We start from the raw sequence: 23,075 nt of genomic DNA, 5'->3' as shown, positions 1-23,075 counted from the left end.
CTCGACGCGCGAATTAACACAAGAACAACATGCGAACAAATGTCGCGCACGCGCCGCGGCGCTGCTGCTGACAATGAATGTCAGCAGGCTGACACGGGAAGCGCGCTGAAGCGGCAACCTCTCCTCAACCCTGTTTGGAAGCGGGTTCTTCAGTCCACGCATGATTAAAAGCGCAGGTTCGGGCCGAAGCTCGACCATGTGAAGGAAAGAGCGATGGCCAAGAAAGAGGCCGGGAACGCCAAGCTGGACGCCAAGCAGGAGGCGTTCGACGCCCTTAAGGCGCCCAAGCCGCGCTCGATCATCATCGACATGATGGTGTTCTGCGCCGGGATCGGCTCGCTGGTCTGGGTCCTGCGCGAGATGGCGCCAACCTAGAACCTGGCCTCAGGCGCGGTCTATCCGCGCCGCGTAGCAACCCCACTTGGCGTAGTGGGCGTGCAGATAGGCGATCCGCGGATCCTCGAAAAGCCTTTCGATCGGCGATCGAGCCTGACTGCCTTCGACAATATCGGCGGCGAGCATCATGCCATCCGTGTCGAACGCCCGCAGGGACAGCATCCGGCGGCGCAGGGCGGGCGGCATTTCGTCGACCATGACGACGGGCTCGACCCCCTCGCGCACGAAGATCGCGTGGCTGGCGCGGAAGGGCGTCGGCGCGCTCTGGTGCTCGTAGTTGACCAGGATCAGGGTCTCGCCGGGCCGGGCGTCGTCCAGGCTGATCCGGCAGGGAAAGCCCAGGGGCGCGTCGGCGATGACGCGACGGCCGCCCCGCGCGGCCAAGGCCTCGTCGCCCAGGAGGAACAGCGCGGCGAACGGTTCGGGGGACAGGCTGGTGACGGCGTAGGCCATGGTGATCTCCTCGTGATGGCGGCGTTGTCGCGCCAATCGCGAAGGGGGCGACACCCGATCCTTGCGGCGCCCGTCACGCTTGCCCACCGGCGTTCCGGGGCGTAGAAACCGGTCCTTCCCAGTCGATGGAGGCTCCCATGATCAGCAAGACGGAAGACCGCTTCGTCCTTCCCGTTTCCCTGACCGTGGGTTCGCATGTCCTTCGTCACTCTGGACGCCGTTTCCGCCGCCACGCCTGACGGCCGGCTTCTCTTCGAAAATCTGAGCCTTTCCATCGGGACCGAGCGGATCGGTCTCGTCGGGCGCAACGGCGTCGGCAAGAGCTGCTTGCTGGCGTTGGTCGCCGGGACGCGCGCGCCGCTGACCGGGACGGTCACGCGGGCCGGCGCGGTCGCGATCCTCGAACAGACGCCGGACGTCTCGCACCGGGCGCGACTGGCCGACCTGCTGGGCGTCGGCGCGGACTGGGATCGCCTGTCGCGCATCGGGCGCGGGGAGGGCGACGAGACCGATCTGGCCGAAGCGGACTGGGAACTGCCAGCGCGGCTGGATCAGGCCCTGGCCGATGTCGGCCTGACGGGCTTCGACCCCGAGCGACCGGCGGCGGCGTTGTCGGGCGGTCAGGCGACGCGGGCGGGGCTGGCGCGGCTGCTGGTGGCCCAGCCCGACGTTCTGCTGCTGGACGAGCCGACCAACAATCTCGACGCTGAGGCCCGAGCCCTTGTCGCCAAGGTGCTGGCCCGTTGGCGCGGCGGGGCCGTTGTGGTCAGCCACGACCGGGCCCTGCTGCGCGGCATGGATCGGATCGTCGAGCTGTCCTCGCTGGGCGCGCGGTCCTATGGCGGCGGCTGGGACCTCTATGCCGAGCGCAGGGCGGCCGAGGCGGACGCCGCCCAGCGCGACCTTGATCACGCCGAGAAGGAGGTTCGCCGCGTCGCCCGCGAGGCGCAGGTGGCCCGCGAGCGCAAGGAGCGCCGGGACGCCGCCGGCCGCAAGTTCGCGGACCGGGGCGGGACCCCGAAAATCGTGCTGGGCATGATGGCCGAGCGGGCCGAGATGAGCGGAGCGCGAGAAGGCAAGCTGGCTGAGAAGCTGGCGGCGGAGGCGGCCCAGGCCAAGGCTTCGGCGGAGGTGCGGGTCGAGCGCGCCCGGACCCTCGGCTTCGACCTGCCGTCGTCCGGGCTTTCGGAAGGACGCGGCGTGCTGGCCTTCGACGCGGTGACCTTCGCCTGGCCCGACGGAACGCCGGTGATCGACGGATTGTCGTTCCGCATCGCCGGGCCCGAGCGGGTGGCGATCTCCGGGCCGAACGGAACGGGCAAGACGACCCTGATCCGTCTGGCCACCGGCGCGCTGGCCCCGACGGCGGGCGAGGTGAAGCTGTCGGTCCCGGTCGCCCTGCTGGACCAGAGGGCGGCGCTGCTGAACGATGACGAGACCATTCTGGAGAATTTCCGCCGCTTGAACCCGACCGCGAGTCAGAACGACGCCCACGCATTCCTGGCGCGGTTCCTGTTCCGCAACGCCGCGGCGCATCAGGTCGCCGGAACCCTCAGTGGCGGCGAGCGGCTCCGCGCGGCCCTGGCCTGCGTGCTCTGCGCCGTCACGCCGCCGCAACTGCTGATCCTAGACGAGCCGACCAACCATCTCGACCTCGCCTCGATCGAGGCCGTCGAGACGGCGCTGTCCGGCTATGACGGAGCCTTGCTGGTGGTCAGCCACGACGCCGATTTTATCGAGGCGATCGGCGTCGAAAGGACGATTAAGGTGGACCGCGAGCCATGACGAGCGACCTTGAGGCCTTCATCCATGACCGCCTGCCGCTGGAAGCCGTCCCGGGCGTGCCGGAGGTCCGTCTGCACCGGGCGGGACCCAGAAGCGGCCTGGTGCGCCTGGCCGAGGCCGATCCGGACTTCGGTTCGCCCTACTGGGCGCGGCCATGGGGCGGTGGCTTGGCTTTGGCGCGACACGTCCTCGACCATCCAGAGATCGTCGCTGGCCAGAGCGTGCTGGACCTGGGCGCGGGCTCGGGCCTCGTCGCCATCGCCGCCGCCCTGGCTGGCGCGGCCGAGGTGAGGGCGGTCGATATCGACCCCTACGCCGTGACCGCCACGCGCCTGAACGCCGCCGCCAACGGCGTGGCGGTCGAGGTCGCGCGGTCCGATATCACCGGCGGCGATCCGCCGGAGGTCGACCTGATGCTGGTGGGAGACCTGTTCTACGATCCGGACCTGGCCGAACGGGTCGAGCGCTTCCTTCAGCGGTGCCTGACTGCGGGGATCGTGGTCCTGATCGGCGATCCGTTCCGGACCTTCCTGCCGACCGAACGCCTGCGCGTCGTGGCGGAATATCCGGTGGCCGACTACGGCGACCCGCATGGCGCCGCGCGGGCCGCTGGGGTGTTCGCGTTCTTCTAGGCCTTGCGGTTCAGGGTGATGGCCGCGCCGTGCTGCGGGCGGTCATTGACCATGCCGCCGGCGCCGTAGGTGGTGGCCGGGGCGGCGCGTTGGCTGGCGATCTCCTGGGCCACGGCGTGGACCAGGCCCTCGGTCACCGTCTTGGCCGCATTCACGGCGCGCGCCTGGCGGGCGAGCACCGCGTCGAAGGCCTCGGTGGCGCGGATCAGGCGCTGACGCAGCTCGGCGCGAGCGCTTTCGAGCAGGGCCGGGTTGTGGCGCACCCGCATCGATTCATGCCGATAGACATTGGCCAGCTTGGCCGTCTCTTCGACATATCGCGCCGCCTCGTGCGGGCGGTGGCTTTCGAAGGCCGAGGCCTCGAGGGCGATCAGGTCCGTGAGGCGTTCGGTCAGCAGGGTCAGTTGGTGGACGCGATCGTCGGCGTCTACGGCGGCGATGGCCATGGCTACTCCTTCAGACCTTGCATCTTCAGCATTTCGCGCTGGATCGTGGCGGCCAGGCCGATGCCGCCGGCCTTGGTCACTTCCTTCGACATCGCGTCGGTCAGGACCGACTTGAACATCTCCTCGCCGTTGCCGCCGCCGAACGGTTCCGAGGTTTTCACGCCCTCGAACATCTGCTGCATCATCACGGACATGAAGGACGCCTCGAAGGTCTTGGCCGTATCGGCGATCTTGGCGCGCTGGGCGGCTTCCTTGGTCGCGCTGGCGGCGTCCTGAACCGCGCCCTGGGCCGTGGTCGCGGCGGCCTTCACCGCCTTGGCGGCCGTCTTGAGGGTGGCGGCGGTCGCGCCGAACTGCGGAACGTAGGTGGAGATCGTCGACAGCGTGCTCATCACATCACCTCGATGTCGGCTTGCAAGGCGCCCGCGGCCTTCACGGCCTGCAGGATCGAGATCATGTCGCGGGGCGTCACGCCCAGCGCGTTGAGGCCGCCGACCAGGCTCTTGAGCGACGGCGAGCCGCCCAGGGTGAGCAGTTTCTTGCCCTTTTCCTCCTCAACGTTAACCGTCGATTGCGGAACCACGGCCGTCTGGCCTTGGCTGAAGGGCGCCGGCTGGCTGACGGCGGGGTTTTCCTGGACCGAGATGGTCAGGTTGCCCTGGGCGATCGCCACCTTGCTGATGCGGACGTCGTCGCCCATGACGATGACGCCGGCCACCTCGTCGATCACCACCTTGGCGGGACCGTCGGGCTCGACCTCCATGTTCTCGATGGCGGTCATGAAGCTGATCATGTCCATGCCGGCCGGCGCGCGGGTGGCGATGATCGTGGGGTTCTGGGCCTGGGCGCAGCCGGGGAACCTGGCGTTGATGGCGTCGGCGACGCGGCGCGCGGTGGTGAAGTCCGGATTGCGCAGGGTCAGGCGCATGATGTCCATGCTGACCATCTGGAAATTGATTTCGCGTTCGATGACGCCGCCGCCGGCGATGCGGCCGGCGGTCGGCACGCCCTTGGTGACCGAACTGCCCGAAGCGCCGCCGGCCGAGACCGAACCGGTCTGGACCGTGCCTTGCGCCACGGCGTAGGTCTGGCCGTCCGCGCCTTGCAGGCTGGTGACCAGCAGGGTGCCGCCCAGCAGGCTCTTGGCGTCGCCCAGGGTCGACACGGTCACGTCCAGCTTCGAGCCGGCGGCCGAGAACGGCGGCAGGTTGCCCGTGACCATGACGGCGGCGGTGTTCTTGGTGTTGAGATTGCCGTCGCGGACGTTGACGCCCTGGCGCTCCAGCATCGCTTCCAGGCTCTGCTTGGTCATCGGCGCGTTGCGCAGGCTGTCGCCCGTGCCGTTCAGGCCGACGACGATGCCATAGCCGACCAGCGGGTTGTCGCGGACGCCTTCGAAAGCGACGATATCCTTGATCCGCGACTTGGCGAACGCCGGCGCGGCCACGAGGGCCGAGACGGCGGCCAGGGCGATCAGCAGGGTGCGAAAGAATGAACGCGGCATGGCAATCTCGTCGTGGGGAACCGTCCCCGCGCCGCCCCATGCCAGAAGCGGGCCAATTCCTCGCCGCCGCCTAGATCGTTGTGACTCAAGGGATTCCGGATTCGACGATGGTCCGCCCCGGCGCCTCGCGGCAAAATCTGCCCGGCATTAACCATACTTCAAGCGCGCCGTTGGATATTGGGGTCACCGCGGGATAAGTGACTCGCGCGCATGAGCTTTTTGGAGCTGTCGGATGAAGGTTTCCAGCACGGGGGGCGTAGGTGCGAGCGGCGCGTCGCGGGCCAAGCCGGCCGGCGGGTCGACGGGCTTTTCGCTTCCGTCTGTGAACGCCGCCAGCGGGGCCGCAAGCACCGCCTCGGTCGGCGGTCTGTCCGGCGTCGGGTCGGTCGACGCCCTCCTGGCCCTGCAGGCGATGAGCGCGGTCGGCAATCCTCTGGAGCGCAAGCGCCGCGCGGTGCGCCGCGCCGAGCATATCCTCGACCTGCTGGGCGATGTGCGGGTCGGACTGATCGACGGCGATATCTCGTCGGACACCCTCGACCGCCTGACGCGGGCCATCCGCGAACAGCGGGACAATACCGACGATCCCAACCTGGAGGGGATCCTCAATGAAATCGAAACCCGGGCCGCCGTCGAGCTGGCCAAGCTTCAGGCGCGTAGCTGACATGGCCAGGGCGGGAGCCTTGAATTTGGCTCCTGCCTGCCACGCTTGGCTTTCTCGCGCGTTTTACACTCGTCGTCGCCGTGTTCACGGCCCTCTGACGGGAGGCGCGCGACCTGAACGCGCCGCTCACGCGAGGTTCATTGAACCCGGCTCACCTTTTGCTATAAGCACGCAGCCCTTAAGGGCTGAGTTCATTGGGGCGTGAGGCGTTGATGCAAACGGCCACTGTTCTTGTCGAGAAGTCTGACTATCGTCCTTCCGAGGACGAGCCTTTTATGAATGAACGGCAGCTTGAGTATTTCAAGAATAAGCTGCTGGCCTGGAAAGAGGAGATCCTTCGCGAATCTCGCGAAACGGTCGCCCATCTCCAGAAAGAAACCGAGAATCACGCCGATCTCGCTGATCGCGCGTCCTCGGAAACCGACCGGGCTCTTGAGCTCCGTACCCGCGATCGTCAACGGAAGCTGATTTCCAAGATCGACCAGGCCCTGCGCCGCGTCGAGGATGGCTCCTACGGCTATTGCGAGGAGACGGGCGAGCCGATCGGCCTGGCTCGACTGGATGCTCGCCCTACGGCGACCATGAGCGTCGAAGCCCAGGAACGCCACGAGCGCCGCGAACGCGTCCACCGCGACGACTAAGCATCGTTCTCCAAGGCGACTTGGGGCGACTCAATGTGTTTCAAGCGGCCTTGGGTGGGGAGCCCAGGGCCGCTTTTGTTTTGAGATCAGCCGCGTAAGCTCGCGCGTCGATCCCGGAGACGCCGCGCTTGAGGTTTTTCGAGAGCCTGCTGGTCCTGCTGGCCGCCGCGGTCCTGCTGCTGCAGGTCTCGCGTCGGCTGAAGGTGCCCTATCCGACCATGCTGGCCGCCGCCGGCGTGTGCTTCGCCCTGGTTCCCGGGGCGCCGAAGATCTCGATCGAGCCGCATACGGCGCTCGCCTTGTTTCTGGCCCCGGTGCTGGTCGATGCAGGCTTCGACTTTCCGATCGGCGATGCGCGCAAGCTCTGGCGGCCCCTGTTCGCCCTGGCCATCGTGGCGGTGATCCTCAGCGCTGGCGCGGTGGCGTGGCTGGGCGTGACCATGGCGGGCCTGCCGATCGCCGCGGCCCTGGTCCTGGGCGCGATCGTCGCCCCGCCAGACGCCGCCGCCGCCACCGCCATCCTCACCAGCGTAAGCCTGCCACGCGGCTCCGTCGCGGTGCTGAAGGGCGAGAGCCTGCTGAACGACGCCTCGGCCCTGCTGCTGTTCTCGGCGGCGCTGGCGTTCCAGGCCCAGGGCGGCATCGACGCCGCCCTGGCCGTGAAGCTGACCCTGGCCGCGCCCGGCGGGGTGATCCTGGGGATCGTCCTGGCGCGCGTGCTGCGGCTGGTGAATCCCTTCGTCACCGGCACGCTGGGCGGCACCATGGCCGAGTTCGTCACCTGCTTCGGGGCCTGGATCATCGCCGAGCGACTGGGCCTGTCGGCGGTGCTGTGCCTGGTGGCTTTCGCCATGACCGTGGCCCGCACCGCGGGGCTGCGGACCCCGCCGCGCATGCGGATCCACACCTTCGCGGTCTGGACGTCGTCGGTGTTCCTCCTGAACGTCCTGGCCTTCCTGCTGATGGGGCTGCAGGCGCGGACCATCGTCGCCGGCATGCCGCGCGAGCGCCTGATGGAAGCGGCGGCTTTCGCCGCGGCCGTGGTGGTTTGCCTGATCGTGGTGCGGATGGTCTGGGTGCTGACCTATATCCGGCTGTCCCAGCTCTTTCCCGGTCTGCGCGGCGACGCCTATCCGACGCCCAGCCTGCGCCACGGCGTCCTGGTTGGCTGGTGCGGCATGCGGGGCCTCGTCACCCTGGCGACCGCCTTCGCCCTGCCGGGCGACTTCCCGCAGCGCGACCTGATCGTGCTGACCGCATTCGCCGTCGTGCTGGCCACCCTGGTAGTGCAGGGCCTGACCCTGTCGCCGCTGGTCCATCTGCTGGGCCTGGATGGCGAGAACGGCCTCGACGAGGAGTTGGCTCGCATCCGCGCCGACATGGCCAGCGTCGCCCTCGAGGCGCTGCAGGGCAAGACGGGCGCGGCCGCCGATCACTGGCGCTACCGTTTCGCCGCCGTCCCGACCCGAGACTCCGCCGCGGGCCGGCGAGATGGAGATCCGACGAACCTTGGGCCTCAAGGCCATCCGTCGCCAGCGAGAGCGGCTGGAGGCGCTGCGCGACACCCAGTCCGTCGGCGCCGACGCCTTCCTGATCCTGCAGGAGGAGCTGGACTTCGAGGAGGTCTCGATCAGCCGAGAGGACGAACGCCAGATCGAGGAGAGCTGAAGCTCACCACATCGTCTTGGCCGCGCGGTCCGGCCATTCGCGGTCGTAGGTCTCGCCGCCGACATCCCCGGCCGTGACGCCGGCGAGCATGGCGCCGGGCGTGGGCAGGGACTTCGGGTCGACCTGGCTTTCCGGCTTCCAGAGGCCCGAGCGGACGATGGCGCGGGCGCATTGGAAGTAGGCTTCCACGACCGTGACCACCATGGCCGTGCGCGGCGGCTTTCCGTCGACGGCGAAGCTGGCCATCAGGTCGGGATCGACGCTCAGCACCGCCCGGCCATTGACGCGGAAGGTCGTGCCCGAGCCCGGGATCAAAAACAGCAGCGCCACGCGCGGGTCGCGGACGACATTGCGCAACGAATCGATGCGGTTGTTGCCGCGCCGGTCGGGCAGGATCAGCGTCCTGGGATCAGCGATGCGGACAAAGCCTGGCAGGTCGCCGCGCGGGCTGCAGTCCAGGCCCTCGGGCCCGACGGTGGCCAGGGCCGCGAACGGCGAGGCCTGGATCAAGGCCGCGTAGTGCGGGGTGATGTGGTCCGTGACCTTGACGGTCGAGGCGGGCGCGGGCTGGGGCTGATACAGCGCCTCGAGAGCTTCGAGGGTGGTGATCTGGTGCATCGCGTCCTCCCGGAGCCGTGAGCCTAGGGCCTCGACCGGCGGGGGACAATCTCAGGACGCGGCGGCGCGGACGCAGGCTTCGCGCAGGCGGCGCGCCGAGATCGGCTTGTCGACGATGGGCGTGAGGCGACCTTGAAGCTGGTCGGCGTTGCCGGTGACATAGACGACCGGGATGCGGCCAAGCTGACGCTGGATGGCCTCGACCGCCTCCACGCCGGTGCCGCCGACGATTCGATAGTCGGCGGTGATCAGATCTGGCGGATTGGCCATGGCCATGGCCAAGGCGTCCGACAGGCTGTCGGCGATATCGAAACTCGTGAAGCCCTGCTCCGCCAGGAGGGCTTCGACCTCGAACGCGACGAGGATTTCATCCTCGATAATCAACACGTGTCGGGCCTTCCCGTGCTCGGTCATTCACCGCAGCCTTCGTGATCGTCCCTTAGCCTAGTCAATGTCGACGCGCGCCAGCGCGCCAGTCGCGTTTTCGTGATCGGTGTGAACGCACTGGTTGTACGATCCAGTTCGGCTGCACGGCGAAGGAAAGCAGGCTATGGAAAGGAAAAATCAGAATTCGCAGGAGCGTCCACCTTGTCCCTGATCCTCACCGAGAAGCGCGGCCACGTCGCCATCCTCACCCTGAACCGCCCCGAGGCGATGAACGCCCTGGGCGCCCCGGGCGACGGCGACCAGGTGGCGGCCGCCTGCGAGGCGATCAATGATGACCAGGACATCCGCTGCGTGATCCTGACCGGCGCGGGCAAGGCCTTCTCGGCCGGTGGCGACGTCAAGGCGATGAAGGCCCGCGAGGGAGCGTTCGCCGGCAACGGCGTGGCGATCCGCGACGGCTATCGCAAGAACATCCACCGCGTGGTGCGGGCCATCTACGGCCTGGAGGTTCCGTCGATCGCGGCGGTGAACGGGGCGGCGATCGGCCTGGGCTGCGACGTGGCCTGCATGACCGATATCCGCATCGCCGCCGACACCGCCAAGTTCGGCGTGACCTTCCTCAAGCTGGGTCTGATCCCCGGCGACGGCGGCGCCTGGCTGATGCCGCGCACGATCGGCATGAGCCGCGCCGCCGAACTGCTGTTCACCGGCGACGTGATCGACGCGGCCAAGGCCGCCGAATGGGGGCTGATCAGCAAGGCCGTGCCCGCCGAAACCCTGATGGACGAGGCGATGGCCCTAGCCAACCGAATCGCCCAGCAGCCGCCGCACGCCCTGCGCATGGCCAAGAGCCTGCTCAAGCACGGCCAGACCGCCAGCTACGACACCTTGATGGAGATGAGCGCGGCCGCCCAGGCCATCGCCCACCACACCGAGGACCACATGGAAGGCGTCGACGCGATCCTCGAAAAGCGCGCGCCCGTGTTCAAGGGCGCTTGAGGTCATGGGCAAGGAAGCGAGTGGCGTCTGGGGGCAGCTGTCGGACGGCGAGAGCGAGGGCAAGCTGCTGTGGGAGCCGCCGAAGCTGATCTTCCGCGGGGCCTATCGCGGCATCTACCAGGGCCACGCCCTGAAGAACCTGCGGACCGAGGGCGATGACCTGGTGCTGAGCGACGGCACGCGCTTCACGCTGGAGCCGGGTCAGGCCGATAAGTGGCTGCACGCCATCCAGAACCCGCCCTCGCGCCTGGACAAGCTGGGCGTCAAGCCGGGCATGACCGTGGTTGTCGACGGCGTCGAGGACGAGGCGTTCCTGGCCGAGCTGGCGACCCGCGTCGAGCCCGTCGACGCCGATGAGGCCGAGGGTGTCGACATCCTGTTCCTGGCCGCCGACGACCTGGCCGATCTCGACCGGCTGGAGAACCTGATGTGGACCCTGGCCGACAAGGGCGCGATCTGGATCGTCTCCCAGAAGGGCAAGGGCGCGCCTTTGAAGGACACCGACGTGCTGACCGCCGCGCGCGGCTTTGGCCTGTCCGACACCAAGGTCTGCGCCTTCTCCAAGACCCACACCGCCCTGCGGTTCGTGAAGCGCAAGACGCCGAAGGCCTCACCGGTGACGGCTCCGACGGCGGACGACGATGGGTTCGACGACGAGGCATAGCTTTATCCCCGATACCGCCCATTCCGCGAAGGCGGGGAGGGGGATGGCGATAGGGAGGCCCCGTCAGGCCGCTTCCGTCGCCTTCGCGGGCTGGGCCTTGACGCCGGTCTTGCGCCCGAATTGCATCACCCCGTCCTCGACCTTGCCTAGGCGCAGGGCGGCCAGGTCCAGGGCGTAGTTCTGGTGCACCTTCCACGGCTTGCGCAGGCCCTGCTTGGGGAACTGGCCGATCGCGCGGGTGACGTAGCCGGACGAGAAGTCGAGCCATGGCGCGACCTCCATCTCGCCGTCGACGCGCGGCACGCAGAAGTCGGTGCGCGTGCGGGTCATGTGGTTCAGCAGGCGGCAGACATATTCGCTGGTCAGGTCGGCCTTCAGGGTCCAGCTGGCGTTGGTGTAGCCGAACGCCGAGGCCAGGTTCGGCACGTCGCTGAACATCATGCCCTTGTAGCTCATCGACTGGGACAGGTCGGCGACCTTGCCGTCGACCACGACCTCCATGCCGCTGAGCAGCTGCATCTGCAGGCCCGTGGCGGTGACGATGACGTCTGCGTCCAGGGTCTTGCCGGACTTCAGGCGGAGGCCGGTCTCGGTGAAGGTCTCGATGTGGTCGGTTACCACCGAGCTGGCGCCCGACTTGATCGAGTTCGAACAGGTCGGCGTCCGGCACCAGGCACAGGCGCTGGTCCCACGGATTGTAGCGCGGCGTGAAGTGGGTCTCGATGTCGTAGTCCGGACCCAGGTGCTCGCGGACCATGCCCAGCAGGCGTTCCTTGACCTTCTCCGGCTTCCTGCGGGCCATGTTGAAGAACAGCATCTGGAAGAGGACGTTCTTCCAGCGGGTGAGGCCATAGGCGGTCATGGCCGGCAGCTTGGAGCGTAGCCAGTTGGCGATCCCGTCCTCGGCCGGGCGCGAGACCACATAGGTCGGCGAGCGCTGCAGCATGACGACGTGGCTGGCCGTCTTGGCCATCTCGGGCACCAGGGTCACGGCGGTGGCGCCGCTGCCGATGACCACGACCTTCTTGCCCGTGTAGTCGAGGCCTTCGGGCCAGTGCTGCGGGTGGACGATCGTTCCCCTGAAGCGCTCGGTCCCCGCGAACTCGGGCGTATAGCCGGCCGAATAGCGGTAATAGCCCGCGCACATGTAGAGGAAGCCGCAGCTGAAGGTGACCGTCTGGCCGTCGTGCTCGGCCTCGATCGTCCAGGTCGCGGTTTCGGTCGACCAACTGGCGCGCTTGACCATGTGCTTGAAGCGGATGTGGCGGTCGATGTCGTGCTCACGCGCCGTTTCGCGGACATAGCTCAGGATCGAGGGGCCGTCGGCGATGGCCTTGGCGGCCTTCCAAGGCTTAAAGCTGTAGCCCAGGGTGTACATGTCGCTGTCGGAGCGGATGCCCGGATAGCGGAACAGGTCCCAGGTGCCGCCGATCGCCTCGCGCCCTTCCAGGATCGCGTAGGTCTTGCCGGGACAATGCTTCTTCAGGTGATAGGCCGCGCCGATCCCCGAAAGCCCCGCGCCCACGATCAGGACGTCGACATGTTCGATGGTCATTCCGTTTCCCGCCCGGTCTTCACGCCCGCCGGTTGACCCGGCGTGGTCGTATGTGAACAGTGTTCACTAACAAACGACCGTTTTGACCGAACGTCAACCGCGGCCTATCGGATACTTCATGTCCCTTCGCGACTTCGGCCTTCTCGTCCTGATCTGTCTGGTTTGGGCGGGCAACAACATCATTTCCAAGATCGTGGTCGCCCACTGGGGCGTGCCGCCGCTGTTCTACGCGGCGGTGCGTTTCTCCCTGGTGGCCTTGGTGACCTTGCCCTGGCTGCTGCCCGCGCCCCGGCCGACCTGGCGGATCGTGGTGGTGGCGCTGCTGATGGGGGCGGGGAACTTCGCCCTGCTGTTCATGGGCTTCAAGACCGCCTCGCCGTCGGCCGCTTCGGTGGTCATCCAGCTTGGGGTGCCGTTCACGACCCTGCTGTCGATGGTGATGCTGGGCGAGACAATCCGCTGGCGGCGGGGGCTTGGCATCGCCCTGACCTTGGCCGGGGCGGTGACGGTGATGTGGAGCCCGCACGGTTTCGTGCTGTCGCCCGGGCTCTGGCTGATCGTCGCCGCCGCCTTCGCCGGCTCGCTGGGCGCGGTGATGATGAAGCAGGTCGAGGGCGTGAAGCCCTTGCAGTTCCAGGCCTGGGTCGGCTTCTCGTCGATCTGGCCGCTGGCGGCGATGAGCGCGGCGATCGAGCCTGGACAGGTTACGGCGGGGATCGCCGCCGGCTGGCCGTTCGTGGCGGCGGTTGTGTTCTCGGCCCTGGTGGTTTCGGTCGTGGCCCATACGGCCTATTACGGGCTGATCCAGCGCTACGAGGCCAATCTGATCGCTCCGCTCACCCTGCTGACGCCGCTCTTCACCATCCTGCTGGGCGTGCTGGTCACCCACGATCATTTCGACCTGCGGATGGGCGTGGGGGCCGGCTTGGCCCTGATCGGCGTCTTGATCATCGCGCTTCGGCGGAATCAGGTCATGCCGTTGCTGATGTCGATCCGGAACCGCGCCCAATGAGTCTCAACCTTATCGAGGCCCCATCGCCCAATTTCGACGCCCGCAAGGCCGTGCCCGACACGATCGTGCTGCACTACACGGGCATGGAGACCGGCGAGGCGGCGATCGAGCGCCTGCGCGATCCCGAGGCCAAGGTCTCGGCGCACTACTGCGTCGAGGAAGACGGCCGCATCTTTCGCCTCGTGCCCGAGGAGCGCCGCGCGTGGCACGCGGGCGCCGCCTTCTGGAAGGGTGTCAAGGACATCAACTCGGCCTCGGTCGGCATCGAGATCGTCAATCCCGGCCACGAGTTCGGCTATCGCCCGTTCCCCGAGGCGCAGATCGCCTCGGTGATCAACCTGCTGGCCGACGTGCGCTCGCGCTGGATGATCCCCGATAGCCGCATCCTGGGTCATTCCGACGTCGCTCCCGCGCGCAAGGTCGATCCGGGCGAGCTCTTCCCCTGGAAGCGTCTCGCCGAAAGCGGCCACGGTCTCTGGATCGAACCGCCGCCGTCGCCCGGCGCACCGCTGGGCCCGGGCGAGGAGGGGACCGGCGTCTTCGCGCTGCAGGCCGGCCTGACCCGCCTGGGCTTCGACTGCGCCCCGACCGGCAAGTACGACGAGTGGACCACGACGGTGATCTCGGCCTTCCAGCGTCACTGGCTGCAGAGTCGCTTCGACGGCGTCGCCGACGGCGAAACCCGGGCGCGTCTGGTGGGCCTGCTGCGCGCGGCGGCCGACTGATGCATCCGGACGGCCGTTTTCGCGTCGAGGACCGCGAGGTCCTGCTGGACTTTCTGCGGGCGCATCCGTTCGTGACGATCGCCGCCAGCGTCGGCGGGCGACCGTTCGTGGCTCAGTCGCCCGTCGTGATCCGCGACCTGGACGGCGAGATCGCCCTCGACTTCCACCTGTCGCGCGGCAACGTCCTTACCCCACACCTGACCCAGGGCTTCCGGGCGGTGGTGCTGGCCGCGGGGCTCGACGCCTATATCAGCCCCGACTGGTACGAGAGCGCCGACCAGGTGCCGACCTGGAACTACCAGTCCGTCGAGGCCGAAGGTTCGGTCGCGCCGCTGAACGACGCCGAACTGATCGCTCTGCTCGACGACCTCTCGGCCCAGGAGGAGGCGCGGCTGCTGCCCAAGCCGCCCTGGACCCGCGACAAGATGAAGCCCGGCAAGTTCGAGGCCTTGCTGCGCGGGATCATGGGCGGGCGGCTGTTCGTCGAGCGGCTGGACGGGACCTTCAAGCTCTCGCAGAACAAGAACGACGCCGATCGGTTGGGTGCGGCTCGGGGGCTGGGCGAGCATCCGATCGCGCGCCTGATGCGAGACCTCTGACGCTGAAGCGTTGACGTTTGGCCTCCACCCCGTCAAACACCGTCCCGGACCAGATGATCGGGCGGTCGCGTCGTCTTCGGACGCCGAGGAAAGTCCGGGCTCCACGGTGACAAGGCGGTGGGTAACGCCCACCGGGAGTGATCCCAGGGATAGCGCCACAGAAAGCAAACCTCCTCCCTACGGGGCGGGAAGGGTGAAAGGGTGGGGTAAGAGCCCACCGCGGACCTGGCGACAGGGACGGCATGGCAAGCCCCGCCTGGAGCAAGACCGAATAGGGACCCCGCGCCGGCCTCGCGTCGGATAGGCCGTCACTGGCCGAGAGGGTCCGGGTAGGTCGCGAGAGCCGTCCAGCAATGGCCGGCCTAGAGGAATGATCGTCGCCGCTTCTTCGGGAGCGGAACAGAACCCGGCTTACAGATCATCTGGTCCCCATCCTCGCCTGTTTAGTGGGGAGGCGACAGAGCGCGTCTAGGTGCGGCCTGTTCGAGTCTTCCCGCGAGCAGGGGAGGGCCGCGGCGCCTGAAATTCACATCCAATGGGAAGAACTGGGACGGGTTAAGGCGTTTGCGTCATCAGTTCTGTGTATGTTCTGTGGATTAACTTCCACACTTAGTGAAGAAGGGGTGCGACATCTTTGAATTGTCGATGAAACGCGTTCCGGTGTCATTGTCTCCCAGTTCATCCCATGTTAACCCAATTTGCGTCGGGGCGAGGCATGGCAGCTCGCCGACCGGCTTGGGCTTGGGCGGGGTTGGCTTCAGTGTTTCTCTCGACGTTCGAGAAACAGCTCGACAGCAAGCGGCGCATCGTTGTGCCGCAGGAATTCCGCGCGGCCGTCTCCGGCATGTTCGACGGCATTTTCTGCTTCCCCTCGATCGAGGCCGATTGCCTTGAGGCTGGCGGAAAAGCTTTGTTCGACCGTTACCTGACCGTGATCGACGAGATGCCGTTCGGCGATCCAACTCGCACGGCCCTGGAAACCAGCGTCCTGGGTGGCATGGCCAAGCTGTCGTTTGATACAGCTGGTCGCATTACGCTTCCCGACCAGCTGTGCGAAATGTGCGGCCTCACGGATTGGGTAGCCGTCGTCGGTATGGGTGAGCGTTTTCAGATCTGGTCGCGCGAGGCCTTCCAGGCCCATCGCGCGGCGCAGCGTGACCTGGCCCGGGAAGGCCTGGCGGCTCTGCGCGCGCAGCAGCGCATGGCCAGGCTGGGGAGCGCCTCGTGAGCGAAGCCCCGCATATCTCGGTTCTGCTGGATGAGGTCGTGGACGCCTTGGGCGCGGGGCCGGGCGAGACCATCATCGACGGCACCTTTGGGGCGGGCGGTTATACTCGCGCCATCCTGGCCACTGGCGCGACCGTCGTGGGCTTCGATCGCGATCCGACCGTCCAGAAGTTCACCGAAGGTCTGCCGGCGGATCGTTTCCGCCTGATCCAGGACCGCTTCTCCCGGATGGCCGAGCACTTCGAGCCGCAGTCGGTCGACGGTGTGGTGCTCGATATCGGCGTGTCGTCCATGCAGCTGGACGAGGCCGAGCGTGGCTTTTCGTTCATGCGTGACGGCCCGCTGGACATGCGGATGAGCGACACCGGTCCGACCGCCGCCGACCTCGTCAACGAGCTCGACCACACCGAGCTGGCCCGCATCCTCTATGTCTATGGCGAGGAGCACGCCTCGCGCCGCATCGCCAGCTTCATCGTCAAGCGCCGCGAGGAGCGCCCGTTCGAGCGCACCCTGGATCTGGCCCACGTCATCGAGCGCGCCCTGGGCGGCCGCAAGGGCGCCAAGGTCCATCCCGCCACGCGCTCGTTCCAAGGGCTGCGGATCGCGGTCAACGAGGAACTGGCCGAACTGGAGGCGGGTCTCGCCGCCGCCGAGCGCATCCTGAAGCCGGGCGGCCGGCTGGCGGTCGTGACCTTCCACTCGCTGGAAGATCGCATCGTCAAGACTTACCTGGCCGAGCGGGCCGGGCGCACGCCGGGAGGCTCGCGCCACCTGCCCCAGGCGCCGACCGGCGCGCCGGCCAGCTTCCAGCTGATCGCCAACAAGGCCATCGCGCCGGGCGAGGCCGAGCTGGCCGTCAATCCGCGCGCGCGCTCGTCGAAGCTCCGCGCCGCCGTGCGCACGGCGGCGCCTGTGTGGGAGGCCGGCGCATGACCAGCGTCGGCCTGTTCGATCGCCGCATCCGGGGTTTCCGCGTCGTCGAGGTCGCGGGCATGGGCGTCCTGCTGACCCTGGTGACCAGCGTCTATCTGGCCAAGACCTTCGCGGGGCGCGAGCGCCAGGAGATCGGCCGCATCGAACAGGAAATCGGCGACGAGGCCGTCCGCAAGCGTTTGCTGGAAGCCGAGGTCGCCCACCTGGAACAGCCGCGTCGCATCGAACAGCTGGCGCAGATGATGCAGCTGAAGCCGATCGCGCCGGACCATGAGATCACCGAGGACGCCCTGATCGACGTCGCGCGCCGCCGCGAACTGCCGCGCGTCCCGATCTCGGCCGCGCCCGTCGCGCCCGAGGCCCTGGCCGCCGATGCGCCCGAGGCCTTGCCTGACGACGTCCCGCCGCCGGCTCCGCCGGAGGCTCAGCGATGAGCCTCTCGAACCTGGGTCCCGGCGGCTTCCAGTCGCCGCTTTGGCGGTGGTTGATCGAACGCGTCTGGCGGCTGGAGCACGCGTTCGAGCGCTCGCGCGCCGCCGCCAAGCCCGAGGATGACACGCGCATCCGCATCTTCCTGGTCATGGGCTTCTTCAGTCTGTGCTTCGTCGGCGTCGGCCTGGGCGCGGGGTGGGCGGCGCTCTTCTCGCACGCGGGACAGGGCAATGGTTACGCCCAGGGCGCCGACGGCGCGCGGGGCGACGTGGTCGACCGCAACGGCAAGCTGCTGGCCGTCGACCTGGCCCACTACGCGCTCTATGTCGATCCGCGCGAGGTCTGGGACGCCAAGGAAGTGCGGCGCGCCCTGGGCAAGGCCCTGCCGCAGGTTCCGGCCAAGCGCCTGGACAAGGCCGTGTTCGGCGACCACCGCGCCTTTGTCCTGGGCGGGCTGACGCCCGACGAGAAGGACGCCATCTTCAATCTGGGCCTGCCCGGCATCTCGTTCGAGGAGCAGGAGCGGCGGATGTACCCGCTGGGTCCGACGGCCGCGCACCTGATCGGCTTTGTCGACAGCGGCGGCAAGGGCCTGGCCGGCGCCGAGCGCGCCCTGGACGATCCGATCCGCAAGGCCGCCGGCGGCGAGGGCGGTCCCACCCAGCTGTCGATCGACATCCGCGTCCAGGCCGCGCTCGAGGACGAGTTGCGCAAGGCCGCCGCCGAATTCACGCCCAAGGGCGCGGTGGGCCTGGTGACCAATGTCCACACGGGCGAGATCCTGGGTCTGGCCAGCCTGCCCGACTTCGACCCCAACAAGCCGGGCGAGGCGACCGACGAGCAGCGCCTGAATCGGGCCGCAGCCTCGGTCTACGAGATGGGCTCGACCTTCAAGGCGTTCACCGTCGCCATCGGTCTGGATACGGGCGTGGCGACGCCCGCCTCGACCTTCGACGCACGCGAGCCCTACAAGCTGGGCTATCGCACCATCCACGACTACCACGCCGCCAAGGCGATCCTGACCCTGGTCGAAGTGTTCAAGCACTCGTCGAACATCGGCACCGCCATGCTGGCCGAGCGGATCGGCGGTGAGCGGCTCAGCCAGTATTTCACCAACCTGGGCCTCACCAAGCCGGCCAAGGTCGAGCTGATGGAGTCGGCCAGGCCGCTGACGCCGCGCAAGTGGGACATGGACGCGGTGGCGTCCACATCGTTCGGCCACGGCATGAACGTTAGCCCGCTGGCCCTGGCCCAGGCGATGAACGCCCTGCTGAACGGCGGCGAGATGAGGCCACTGACCATCCGCAAGCTGCCGCTGGGCGTGCGCCCGGAAGGCAAGCGGGTGATCTCGGAAAGCACCTCGGCCGAGATGCTGAAGATCATGCGGGCGAACGTCCTGCCCGGCGGCAGCGGCGGCAAGGCCGACGTGCCTGGCCTGTCCGTCGGCGGCAAGACCGGCACCGGCGAGAAATACGACCCTTCGATCCGCGGCTACAACCACCAGCGCCAGGTCTCGTCGTTCGCGGCGGTGTTCCCGACCGACGGCCCGTTGGAGGCCGACCGCTACTTCGTGTTGATCCTGATGGACGAGCCGCATGGCAACGCGAAGTCGTTCGGCTTCTCGACCGGCGGCTGGGTCGGCGCGCCGCCCGCGGGCAAGGTGATCGAACGCATCGCGCCGTTCCTGGGCGTGCAACGCAAGACCGAGCTGGTGACCATCGCCAGCCCGGAGAAGAACGCCACACCGGAGGCGGGGCTATGACCAGACATCTGTCGGAACTCTTCAACCGTCCGTTCGCCAGCGATCCGGTGATCGCCGGCGTCACCGCCGACAGCCGCAAGGTCACGGCCGGCTGGCTGTTCGCCGCCCTGCCGGGGACCAAGGTCGACGGCCGCGACTTCGCGCCGGGCGCGGTGTCCAAGGGCGCCGCGGCGATCCTGGCCCCTGAGGGCGGACTGGAGGGGCTGGGCGTGCCGGTGGTTCGCTCGGAGGACGCCCGGCGGGCCTACGCCCTGGCTTCGTCCGCCTTCTGGGGCAAGCAGCCGGCCATGTGCGTGGCCGTCACCGGCACCAACGGCAAGACGTCGGTCGCGGGCTTCTGTCGCCAGATCTTCGCCAGGCTGGGCCACAAGGCCGCCAGCATGGGCACTCTCGGCGTCGTCGTCAGCGAAGCGGGCAAGCCCGACCAGCAGTTGACCCCGCCCGGCCTGACCACGCCGGACGCCGGCGACGTGGCCGAGATGGTCGCGCGCCTGGCCGAGATGGGCGTCACCCACCTGGCCCTGGAGGCCAGCTCGCACGGCGTCGACCAGCGCCGCGTCGACGGCGTCAAGCTGCGCGCCGCCGGCTTCACCAACTTCACCCAGGACCACCTCGACTATCACGGCTCGATGGAGTCCTATCGCGCCGCCAAGCTGCGCCTGTTCGACACCCTGACGCCGGGCGGCGCGACGGCGGTGCTGAACGCCGACAGCGAGGCCTTTCCGAACTTCGCCGCCGCCGCCATCACCTCGGGTCAAAGTGTTTTCTCGGTGGGCGAAGACGGCCAGGGCCTGCGCCTGATCTCGCGCACGCCCACCCCGGCCGGCCAGGACCTGGTCATCGAGGCCGACGACGTCGTCCATCATATCAAGCTGCCGCTGGCGGGGGCCTTCCAGGCCTCGAACGTGCTGGTCGCCGCCGGTCTGTGCGTCGCCGCCGGGGAAGGCGTCGCCAAGGTGCTGAAGGCGCTCGAAACCCTCGAAGGCGCGGCCGGTCGCCTGCAACGCGTCGGTCGCGGCCCCAAGGGCGGCGAGGCCTATGTCGACTACGCCCACACGCCGGACGGCTTGCAGACGGTGCTGGAAGCGTTGCGCCCCCATACCCGCGGCAAGCTGATCGCCGTGTTCGGCGCTGGCGGCGACCGCGATCGCGGCAAGCGTCCCCTGATGGGCGCCATCGCCGCGCGGCTGGCCGACATCGCCATCGTCACCGACGACAATCCGCGCTCGGAAGACCCGGCCTCGATCCGCGCCGCCATCCTGGAGGCCGCGCCGGGCGCGCGCGAGATCGGTGACCGTCGCGCCGCCATCCGCGCCGCCGTGGACCTGATGGGCGAGGGTGACGTGTTGGTCATCGCCGGCAAGGGTCACGAGCAGGGCCAGATCGTCGCCGGCGTCGTCCACCCGTTCGACGACGTGGCCGAGGCGCTTGAAGCTCTGGAGGGCGTGGATGCTTGACGCGCCCGAAAACGCTCTTTGGACGGCTGACGAGATCGCGAAGGCTACCGGCGGCGCGGTTGTCGGCGACTTCGCCGTGACCGGCGTCTCGATCGACACGCGGACGGTGGAGAAGGGCGACCTCTTCGTGCCGCTGGTCGGCGTCCGGGATGGTCACGACTTCGTCCCGCAGGCCGTCGCCAACGGCGCGACCGGCGTCCTGGCCGCCAAGGCGGTCGACGCCCCGGCCGTGATGGTCGAAGACACCTTCAAGGCCCTGGAGCGGTTGGGCGTCGCCGCCCGTGAGCGCGCCCCCCAGTGCAAGCGCGGGGCCGTGACCGGCTCGGTCGGCAAGACCAGCGTCACCCGCGCCGTCGAGGCCGGCCTGCGCCTGGCGGGCAAGGCCCACGCCTCGGTGAAGTCGTACAACAACCATATCGGCGTGCCGCTGACCCTGGCCCGGATGCCGCGCGACACCGAGCGCGCCGTGTTCGAGATCGGCATGAACCACGCCGACGAGATCATTCCGCTGTCGGGCTTCGTCCAGCCGCACGCGGTGGCGATCACCACGGTCGGCCCCGTCCACCTGGAGAACTTCCCCGACGGCGAACAGGGCGTCGCGCGGGCGAAAGCCGAGATCTTCGCCGGCCTGCAGCCGGGCGGGATCGCGGTTCTGAACGCCGACAACCGCTGGTTCGACTTCCTGAAGGGCGAAGCCGAGAAGGCCGGCGTGACCGTCTGGAGCTTCGGCGAGGCCGAGGGCGCGACCGCCCGCCTGACCGGATTCGCCGTCGACGGCGAGGGCGCGATCGTTTCGCTCAACCTTCGCGGCGAGCCCCTGAGTTTCCCGATCCGCCAGACCGGCGTCCATTGGGGCCCCAACAGCCTGTGCGTCCTGCTGATGCTGGAAGCGCTGGACGTGCCGCGCGAAACGGCGCTGGCGGCGCTGGCGGCTTTCGCGCCGATCGAGGGCCGGGGGGCGGAGAAGACCATCCGCATCGACGGCGGGACCTTCACCCTGGTCGACGAGAGCTACAACGCCAATCCGGTCTCGATGCAGGCCGCGCTGAAGACCCTGGGCGCGCGCAAGGTCGCTGGTCGCCGGGTCGTGGCCCTGACCGACATGCTCGAACTGGGCGAGGACAGCGACCGGTTTCACGCCGAGCTTGCAGAGCCGATCGACCGTGCAAACGTTGACGTCGTTTTTGTCGCAGGCGTCCACATGAAATCACTGTGGGAGGCGCTTCCGCCGACTCGGCGAGGCGGCTACGCGGAAGTTACTGAAAAGTTAACGGCGCAGCTGGCGGGGGCGATCCGTCCGGGCGACGTGGTGATGGTGAAGGGGTCGAACGGCTCCAAGGCCGGGGTTCTCGCCCGGGCCCTGGCCGAGCTCGACCTTGGGGAACAGGGCTGATGCTGTACTTCCTGTACGAATGGCTGGCGCGCTCGCAAGAGCATGTCCCGGCGCTGAACCTCTTGAAGTACCTGACCTTCCGGTCCGGCATGGCGATGCTGACCGCCTATATCGTCGCCGTGGCCATGGGCTCGCGCTTCATCCGCTGGATGAAGGCCAAGCAGGGCAAGGGCCAGCCGATCCGCACCGACGGCATCGCCCGTCACGTCACCGAGAAGGCCGGCACGCCCACCATGGGCGGCTTCATGATCCTGGCCGGCCTGTTCGTGGGCGCCCTGCTGTGGGCCGACCTGCGCAACATCCACGTCTGGGGTCGTGCTGCTGATCACCGGCAGCTACGGCCTGCTGGGCTTCATGGACGACTATGCCAAGGTCACCAAGCAGACCACGGCCGGCCTCTCCAGCGTCCAGAAGCTGGTCGCCCAGTTCGCCGTCGCCATCGTCGCCGCCGTGATCCTGATCCTGTGGGCGCCCAAGTCGCCGATGACGCCGGGGATGGAGACCAGCGTGGTCTTCCCGATCTTCAAGGCGCTGGTGATCAATCTGGGCTGGTTCTACGTGGTGTTCGCCGCGGTCACGATCGCCGGCTTCTCCAACGCCGTGAACCTGACCGATGGTCTGGACGGTCTGGCCATCGTGCCGGTGATGTTCGCCGCCTCGACCTTCGGCCTAATCGCCTACCTCGTGGGCAACTACAAGTTCGCCGACTATCTGAACCTGCACTTCGCGCCGGGCGTCGGCGAGCTGGCGGTGCTGTGCGGCGCGATCATCGGCGGGGGCATGGGCTTCCTCTGGTACAACGCCCCGCCGGCCAAGATCTTCATGGGCGACACCGGTTCGCTGGCCCTGGGCGGGGCGCTGGGCGCGATCGCCGTCTGCGCCAAGCACGAGCTCGTTCTAGGCATCGTCGGCGGCCTGTTCGTGGCCGAGGCGCTGAGCGTCATGATCCAGGTCGCCTACTTCAAGAAGACGGGCAAGCGCGTCTTCCTGATGGCGCCGATCCACCACCATTTCGAGAAGCTGGGCTGGGCAAAATCCACCGTCGTGATCCGGTTCTGGATCGTGGCGATGATGCTGTCCTTCGTCGGCCTCGCCACGCTGAAACTGCGTTAGGGAGCCCGAG

At 68.1% G+C, this 23,075-nt stretch carries 24 protein-coding genes, 1 other RNA gene and 2 pseudogenes; 20 read left to right on the top strand and 7 right to left on the bottom strand.

What is annotated here, in order from left to right; all coding sequences use genetic code 11:
* The first annotated feature begins 213 nt into the window (after positions 1-213).
* Positions 214-375 carry a hypothetical protein gene (locus ACHMW8_RS27810; RefSeq protein WP_395444439.1) on the top strand — a complete coding sequence of 54 codons (162 nt, stop codon included), beginning with the start codon at positions 214-216 and terminating at the stop codon, positions 373-375.
* 9 nt (positions 376-384) lie between these two features.
* On the opposite strand, the gene ACHMW8_RS27805 is transcribed toward ACHMW8_RS27810, so the two are convergent.
* Positions 385-849, bottom strand: a complete 465-nt coding sequence (locus ACHMW8_RS27805; RefSeq protein WP_395444438.1) for a DUF1203 domain-containing protein — start codon at positions 847-849, stop codon at positions 385-387.
* A gap of 125 nt (positions 850-974) precedes the next feature.
* Here ACHMW8_RS27805 and ACHMW8_RS27800 point away from each other — a divergent pair, with 125 nt between their 5' ends.
* From ACHMW8_RS27800 to ACHMW8_RS27790, 3 genes are read left to right on the top strand one after another with little or no spacing between them, the layout of a single operon-like run.
* Positions 975-1,088: a hypothetical protein gene (locus ACHMW8_RS27800; RefSeq protein ID WP_395444437.1), complete on the top strand. Its 114-nt coding sequence runs from the start codon at positions 975-977 to the stop codon at positions 1,086-1,088.
* Positions 1,045-2,634, top strand: a complete 1,590-nt coding sequence (locus tag ACHMW8_RS27795) for an ABC-F family ATP-binding cassette domain-containing protein (RefSeq protein WP_395444436.1) — start codon at positions 1,045-1,047, stop codon at positions 2,632-2,634. Before ACHMW8_RS27800 ends, ACHMW8_RS27795 begins: the two co-directional genes overlap by 44 nt.
* Positions 2,631-3,266: a class I SAM-dependent methyltransferase gene (locus ACHMW8_RS27790; RefSeq protein ID WP_395444435.1), complete on the top strand. Its 636-nt coding sequence runs from the start codon at positions 2,631-2,633 to the stop codon at positions 3,264-3,266. The genes ACHMW8_RS27795 and ACHMW8_RS27790 overlap by 4 nt, the downstream gene beginning before the upstream one ends.
* Here the strand turns inward: ACHMW8_RS27790 and ACHMW8_RS27785 are convergent.
* The 3 genes from ACHMW8_RS27785 to ACHMW8_RS27775 are packed head-to-tail and all read right to left on the bottom strand — an operon-like array spanning position 3,263 to position 5,216.
* Complete coding sequence (locus ACHMW8_RS27785; RefSeq protein ID WP_125159477.1) at positions 3,263-3,712, bottom strand: flagellar basal body protein; 450 nt, start codon at positions 3,710-3,712, stop codon at positions 3,263-3,265. The genes ACHMW8_RS27790 and ACHMW8_RS27785 overlap by 4 nt on opposite strands.
* Before the next feature lie 2 nt (positions 3,713-3,714).
* Entirely contained in the window at positions 3,715-4,104 is a 390-nt protein-coding gene (locus ACHMW8_RS27780; RefSeq protein WP_125159476.1) for a rod-binding protein, read from the bottom strand.
* Positions 4,104-5,216 carry a flagellar basal body P-ring protein FlgI gene (locus tag ACHMW8_RS27775; protein ID WP_395444434.1) on the bottom strand — a complete coding sequence of 371 codons (1,113 nt, stop codon included), beginning with the start codon at positions 5,214-5,216 and terminating at the stop codon, positions 4,104-4,106. Before ACHMW8_RS27775 ends, ACHMW8_RS27780 begins: the two co-directional genes overlap by 1 nt.
* Before the next feature lie 232 nt (positions 5,217-5,448).
* On the opposite strand from ACHMW8_RS27775, the gene ACHMW8_RS27770 reads away from it, so the two are divergent.
* The 3 genes from ACHMW8_RS27770 (at position 5,449) to ACHMW8_RS27760 (ending at position 8,266) form a co-directional block, all read left to right on the top strand.
* A complete protein-coding gene (locus tag ACHMW8_RS27770; protein WP_125159474.1) occupies positions 5,449-5,880 on the top strand; it encodes a flagellar assembly protein FliX in 432 nt (143 codons plus the stop codon).
* A gap of 212 nt (positions 5,881-6,092) precedes the next feature.
* Positions 6,093-6,521 carry an RNA polymerase-binding protein DksA gene (gene dksA / locus ACHMW8_RS27765; RefSeq protein ID WP_125159473.1) on the top strand — a complete coding sequence of 143 codons (429 nt, stop codon included), beginning with the start codon at positions 6,093-6,095 and terminating at the stop codon, positions 6,519-6,521.
* Between the two features lie 128 nt (positions 6,522-6,649).
* Entirely contained in the window at positions 6,650-8,266 is a 1,617-nt protein-coding gene (locus ACHMW8_RS27760) for a cation:proton antiporter (protein ID WP_395444433.1), read from the top strand.
* Here ACHMW8_RS27760 and ACHMW8_RS27755 read toward each other — a convergent pair.
* Both ACHMW8_RS27755 and ACHMW8_RS27750 read right to left on the bottom strand, forming a co-directional pair.
* On the bottom strand, positions 8,193-8,807 hold the full coding sequence (locus ACHMW8_RS27755; RefSeq protein ID WP_395444432.1) for a pyridoxamine 5'-phosphate oxidase family protein: 615 nt from the start codon (positions 8,805-8,807) through the stop codon (positions 8,193-8,195). The two genes, ACHMW8_RS27760 and ACHMW8_RS27755, sit on opposite strands and share 74 nt — an antisense overlap.
* Before the next feature lie 51 nt (positions 8,808-8,858).
* Positions 8,859-9,221, bottom strand: coding sequence for a response regulator (locus ACHMW8_RS27750; RefSeq protein ID WP_125159470.1), 363 nt, complete (start codon positions 9,219-9,221; stop codon positions 8,859-8,861).
* 174 nt (positions 9,222-9,395) lie between these two features.
* On the opposite strand from ACHMW8_RS27750, the gene ACHMW8_RS27745 reads away from it, so the two are divergent.
* Positions 9,396-10,193: a crotonase/enoyl-CoA hydratase family protein gene (locus ACHMW8_RS27745; protein ID WP_395444431.1), complete on the top strand. Its 798-nt coding sequence runs from the start codon at positions 9,396-9,398 to the stop codon at positions 10,191-10,193.
* A 4-nt stretch (positions 10,194-10,197) separates the two neighbouring features.
* The gene (locus ACHMW8_RS27740; protein WP_395444430.1) at positions 10,198-10,857 is read left to right on the top strand and encodes a DUF3052 family protein; all 660 of its coding nucleotides are present in this window, start codon (positions 10,198-10,200) and stop codon (positions 10,855-10,857) included.
* Between the two features lie 63 nt (positions 10,858-10,920).
* On the opposite strand, the pseudogene ACHMW8_RS27735 reads toward ACHMW8_RS27740, so the two are convergent.
* A pseudogene (locus ACHMW8_RS27735) lies at positions 10,921-12,412 on the bottom strand (flavin-containing monooxygenase).
* Between the two features lie 118 nt (positions 12,413-12,530).
* Between ACHMW8_RS27735 and ACHMW8_RS27730 the strand changes: the two are divergent.
* The 11 genes and pseudogenes from ACHMW8_RS27730 to mraY all read left to right on the top strand — a co-directional run bounded on the left by ACHMW8_RS27730 (position 12,531) and on the right by mraY (position 23,065).
* Positions 12,531-13,424: a DMT family transporter gene (locus ACHMW8_RS27730; RefSeq protein WP_395444429.1), complete on the top strand. Its 894-nt coding sequence runs from the start codon at positions 12,531-12,533 to the stop codon at positions 13,422-13,424.
* A complete protein-coding gene (locus ACHMW8_RS27725; RefSeq protein WP_395444428.1) occupies positions 13,421-14,149 on the top strand; it encodes an N-acetylmuramoyl-L-alanine amidase in 729 nt (242 codons plus the stop codon). Before ACHMW8_RS27730 ends, ACHMW8_RS27725 begins: the two co-directional genes overlap by 4 nt.
* Complete coding sequence (locus ACHMW8_RS27720; RefSeq protein WP_395444427.1) at positions 14,149-14,748, top strand: FMN-binding negative transcriptional regulator; 600 nt, start codon at positions 14,149-14,151, stop codon at positions 14,746-14,748. Before ACHMW8_RS27725 ends, ACHMW8_RS27720 begins: the two co-directional genes overlap by 1 nt.
* A gap of 49 nt (positions 14,749-14,797) precedes the next feature.
* Positions 14,798-15,178, top strand: an RNA gene (rnpB, locus tag ACHMW8_RS27715) — RNase P RNA component class A.
* A gap of 330 nt (positions 15,179-15,508) precedes the next feature.
* Entirely contained in the window at positions 15,509-15,976 is a 468-nt protein-coding gene (locus ACHMW8_RS27710; protein WP_395444426.1) for a division/cell wall cluster transcriptional repressor MraZ, read from the top strand.
* On the top strand, positions 15,973-16,908 hold the full coding sequence (gene rsmH, locus ACHMW8_RS27705) for a 16S rRNA (cytosine(1402)-N(4))-methyltransferase RsmH (protein ID WP_395444425.1): 936 nt from the start codon (positions 15,973-15,975) through the stop codon (positions 16,906-16,908). The genes ACHMW8_RS27710 and rsmH overlap by 4 nt, the downstream gene beginning before the upstream one ends.
* Positions 16,905-17,342 (top strand): cell division protein, encoded by a 438-nt coding sequence (locus tag ACHMW8_RS27700; RefSeq protein ID WP_395444424.1) that lies wholly within the window; start codon positions 16,905-16,907, stop codon positions 17,340-17,342. The genes rsmH and ACHMW8_RS27700 overlap by 4 nt, the downstream gene beginning before the upstream one ends.
* Positions 17,339-19,102, top strand: a complete 1,764-nt coding sequence (locus ACHMW8_RS27695; RefSeq protein ID WP_395444423.1) for a peptidoglycan D,D-transpeptidase FtsI family protein — start codon at positions 17,339-17,341, stop codon at positions 19,100-19,102. The genes ACHMW8_RS27700 and ACHMW8_RS27695 overlap by 4 nt, the downstream gene beginning before the upstream one ends.
* Complete coding sequence (locus ACHMW8_RS27690; RefSeq protein WP_125159457.1) at positions 19,099-20,559, top strand: UDP-N-acetylmuramoyl-L-alanyl-D-glutamate--2,6-diaminopimelate ligase; 1,461 nt, start codon at positions 19,099-19,101, stop codon at positions 20,557-20,559. The genes ACHMW8_RS27695 and ACHMW8_RS27690 overlap by 4 nt, the downstream gene beginning before the upstream one ends.
* Positions 20,552-21,952 (top strand): UDP-N-acetylmuramoyl-tripeptide--D-alanyl-D-alanine ligase, encoded by a 1,401-nt coding sequence (gene murF, locus ACHMW8_RS27685; protein WP_395444422.1) that lies wholly within the window; start codon positions 20,552-20,554, stop codon positions 21,950-21,952. Before ACHMW8_RS27690 ends, murF begins: the two co-directional genes overlap by 8 nt.
* Positions 21,952-23,065 (top strand): annotated as a pseudogene (mraY, locus tag ACHMW8_RS27680) (phospho-N-acetylmuramoyl-pentapeptide-transferase). The gene murF and the pseudogene mraY overlap by 1 nt, the downstream one beginning before the upstream one ends.
* Positions 23,066-23,075: the final 10 nt, after the last annotated feature.

Source organism: Caulobacter sp. UC70_42 (genome assembly GCF_044056025.1).
Classification (GTDB): Bacteria; Pseudomonadota; Alphaproteobacteria; order Caulobacterales; family Caulobacteraceae; genus Caulobacter.
The sequence above is the reverse complement of the archived record's forward strand: the minus strand, read 5'-3'. Positions and strand labels throughout refer to the sequence as shown.

Excerpts from the sequence above, each read along its gene's own strand:
- ACHMW8_RS27810 (WP_395444439.1), top strand. The coding sequence starts at position 214 with ATGGCCAAGAAAGAGGCCGGGAACGCCAAGCTGGACGCCAAGCAGGAG.
- ACHMW8_RS27805 (WP_395444438.1), bottom strand. The coding sequence starts at position 849 with ATGGCCTACGCCGTCACCAGCCTGTCCCCCGAACCGTTCGCCGCGCTG.
- ACHMW8_RS27800 (WP_395444437.1), top strand. The coding sequence starts at position 975 with ATGGAGGCTCCCATGATCAGCAAGACGGAAGACCGCTTCGTCCTTCCC.
- ACHMW8_RS27795 (WP_395444436.1), top strand. The coding sequence starts at position 1,045 with ATGTCCTTCGTCACTCTGGACGCCGTTTCCGCCGCCACGCCTGACGGC.
- ACHMW8_RS27790 (WP_395444435.1), top strand. The coding sequence starts at position 2,631 with ATGACGAGCGACCTTGAGGCCTTCATCCATGACCGCCTGCCGCTGGAA.
- ACHMW8_RS27785 (WP_125159477.1), bottom strand. The coding sequence starts at position 3,712 with ATGGCCATCGCCGCCGTAGACGCCGACGATCGCGTCCACCAACTGACC.
- ACHMW8_RS27780 (WP_125159476.1), bottom strand. The coding sequence starts at position 4,104 with ATGAGCACGCTGTCGACGATCTCCACCTACGTTCCGCAGTTCGGCGCG.
- ACHMW8_RS27775 (WP_395444434.1), bottom strand. The coding sequence starts at position 5,216 with ATGCCGCGTTCATTCTTTCGCACCCTGCTGATCGCCCTGGCCGCCGTC.
- ACHMW8_RS27770 (WP_125159474.1), top strand. The coding sequence starts at position 5,449 with ATGAAGGTTTCCAGCACGGGGGGCGTAGGTGCGAGCGGCGCGTCGCGG.
- dksA (WP_125159473.1), top strand. The coding sequence starts at position 6,093 with ATGCAAACGGCCACTGTTCTTGTCGAGAAGTCTGACTATCGTCCTTCC.
- ACHMW8_RS27755 (WP_395444432.1), bottom strand. The coding sequence starts at position 8,807 with ATGCACCAGATCACCACCCTCGAAGCTCTCGAGGCGCTGTATCAGCCC.
- ACHMW8_RS27750 (WP_125159470.1), bottom strand. The coding sequence starts at position 9,221 with ATGACCGAGCACGGGAAGGCCCGACACGTGTTGATTATCGAGGATGAA.
- ACHMW8_RS27740 (WP_395444430.1), top strand. The coding sequence starts at position 10,198 with ATGGGCAAGGAAGCGAGTGGCGTCTGGGGGCAGCTGTCGGACGGCGAG.
- ACHMW8_RS27730 (WP_395444429.1), top strand. The coding sequence starts at position 12,531 with ATGTCCCTTCGCGACTTCGGCCTTCTCGTCCTGATCTGTCTGGTTTGG.
- ACHMW8_RS27725 (WP_395444428.1), top strand. The coding sequence starts at position 13,421 with ATGAGTCTCAACCTTATCGAGGCCCCATCGCCCAATTTCGACGCCCGC.
- ACHMW8_RS27720 (WP_395444427.1), top strand. The coding sequence starts at position 14,149 with ATGCATCCGGACGGCCGTTTTCGCGTCGAGGACCGCGAGGTCCTGCTG.
- ACHMW8_RS27700 (WP_395444424.1), top strand. The coding sequence starts at position 16,905 with ATGACCAGCGTCGGCCTGTTCGATCGCCGCATCCGGGGTTTCCGCGTC.
- ACHMW8_RS27695 (WP_395444423.1), top strand. The coding sequence starts at position 17,339 with ATGAGCCTCTCGAACCTGGGTCCCGGCGGCTTCCAGTCGCCGCTTTGG.
- ACHMW8_RS27690 (WP_125159457.1), top strand. The coding sequence starts at position 19,099 with ATGACCAGACATCTGTCGGAACTCTTCAACCGTCCGTTCGCCAGCGAT.
- murF (WP_395444422.1), top strand. The coding sequence starts at position 20,552 with ATGCTTGACGCGCCCGAAAACGCTCTTTGGACGGCTGACGAGATCGCG.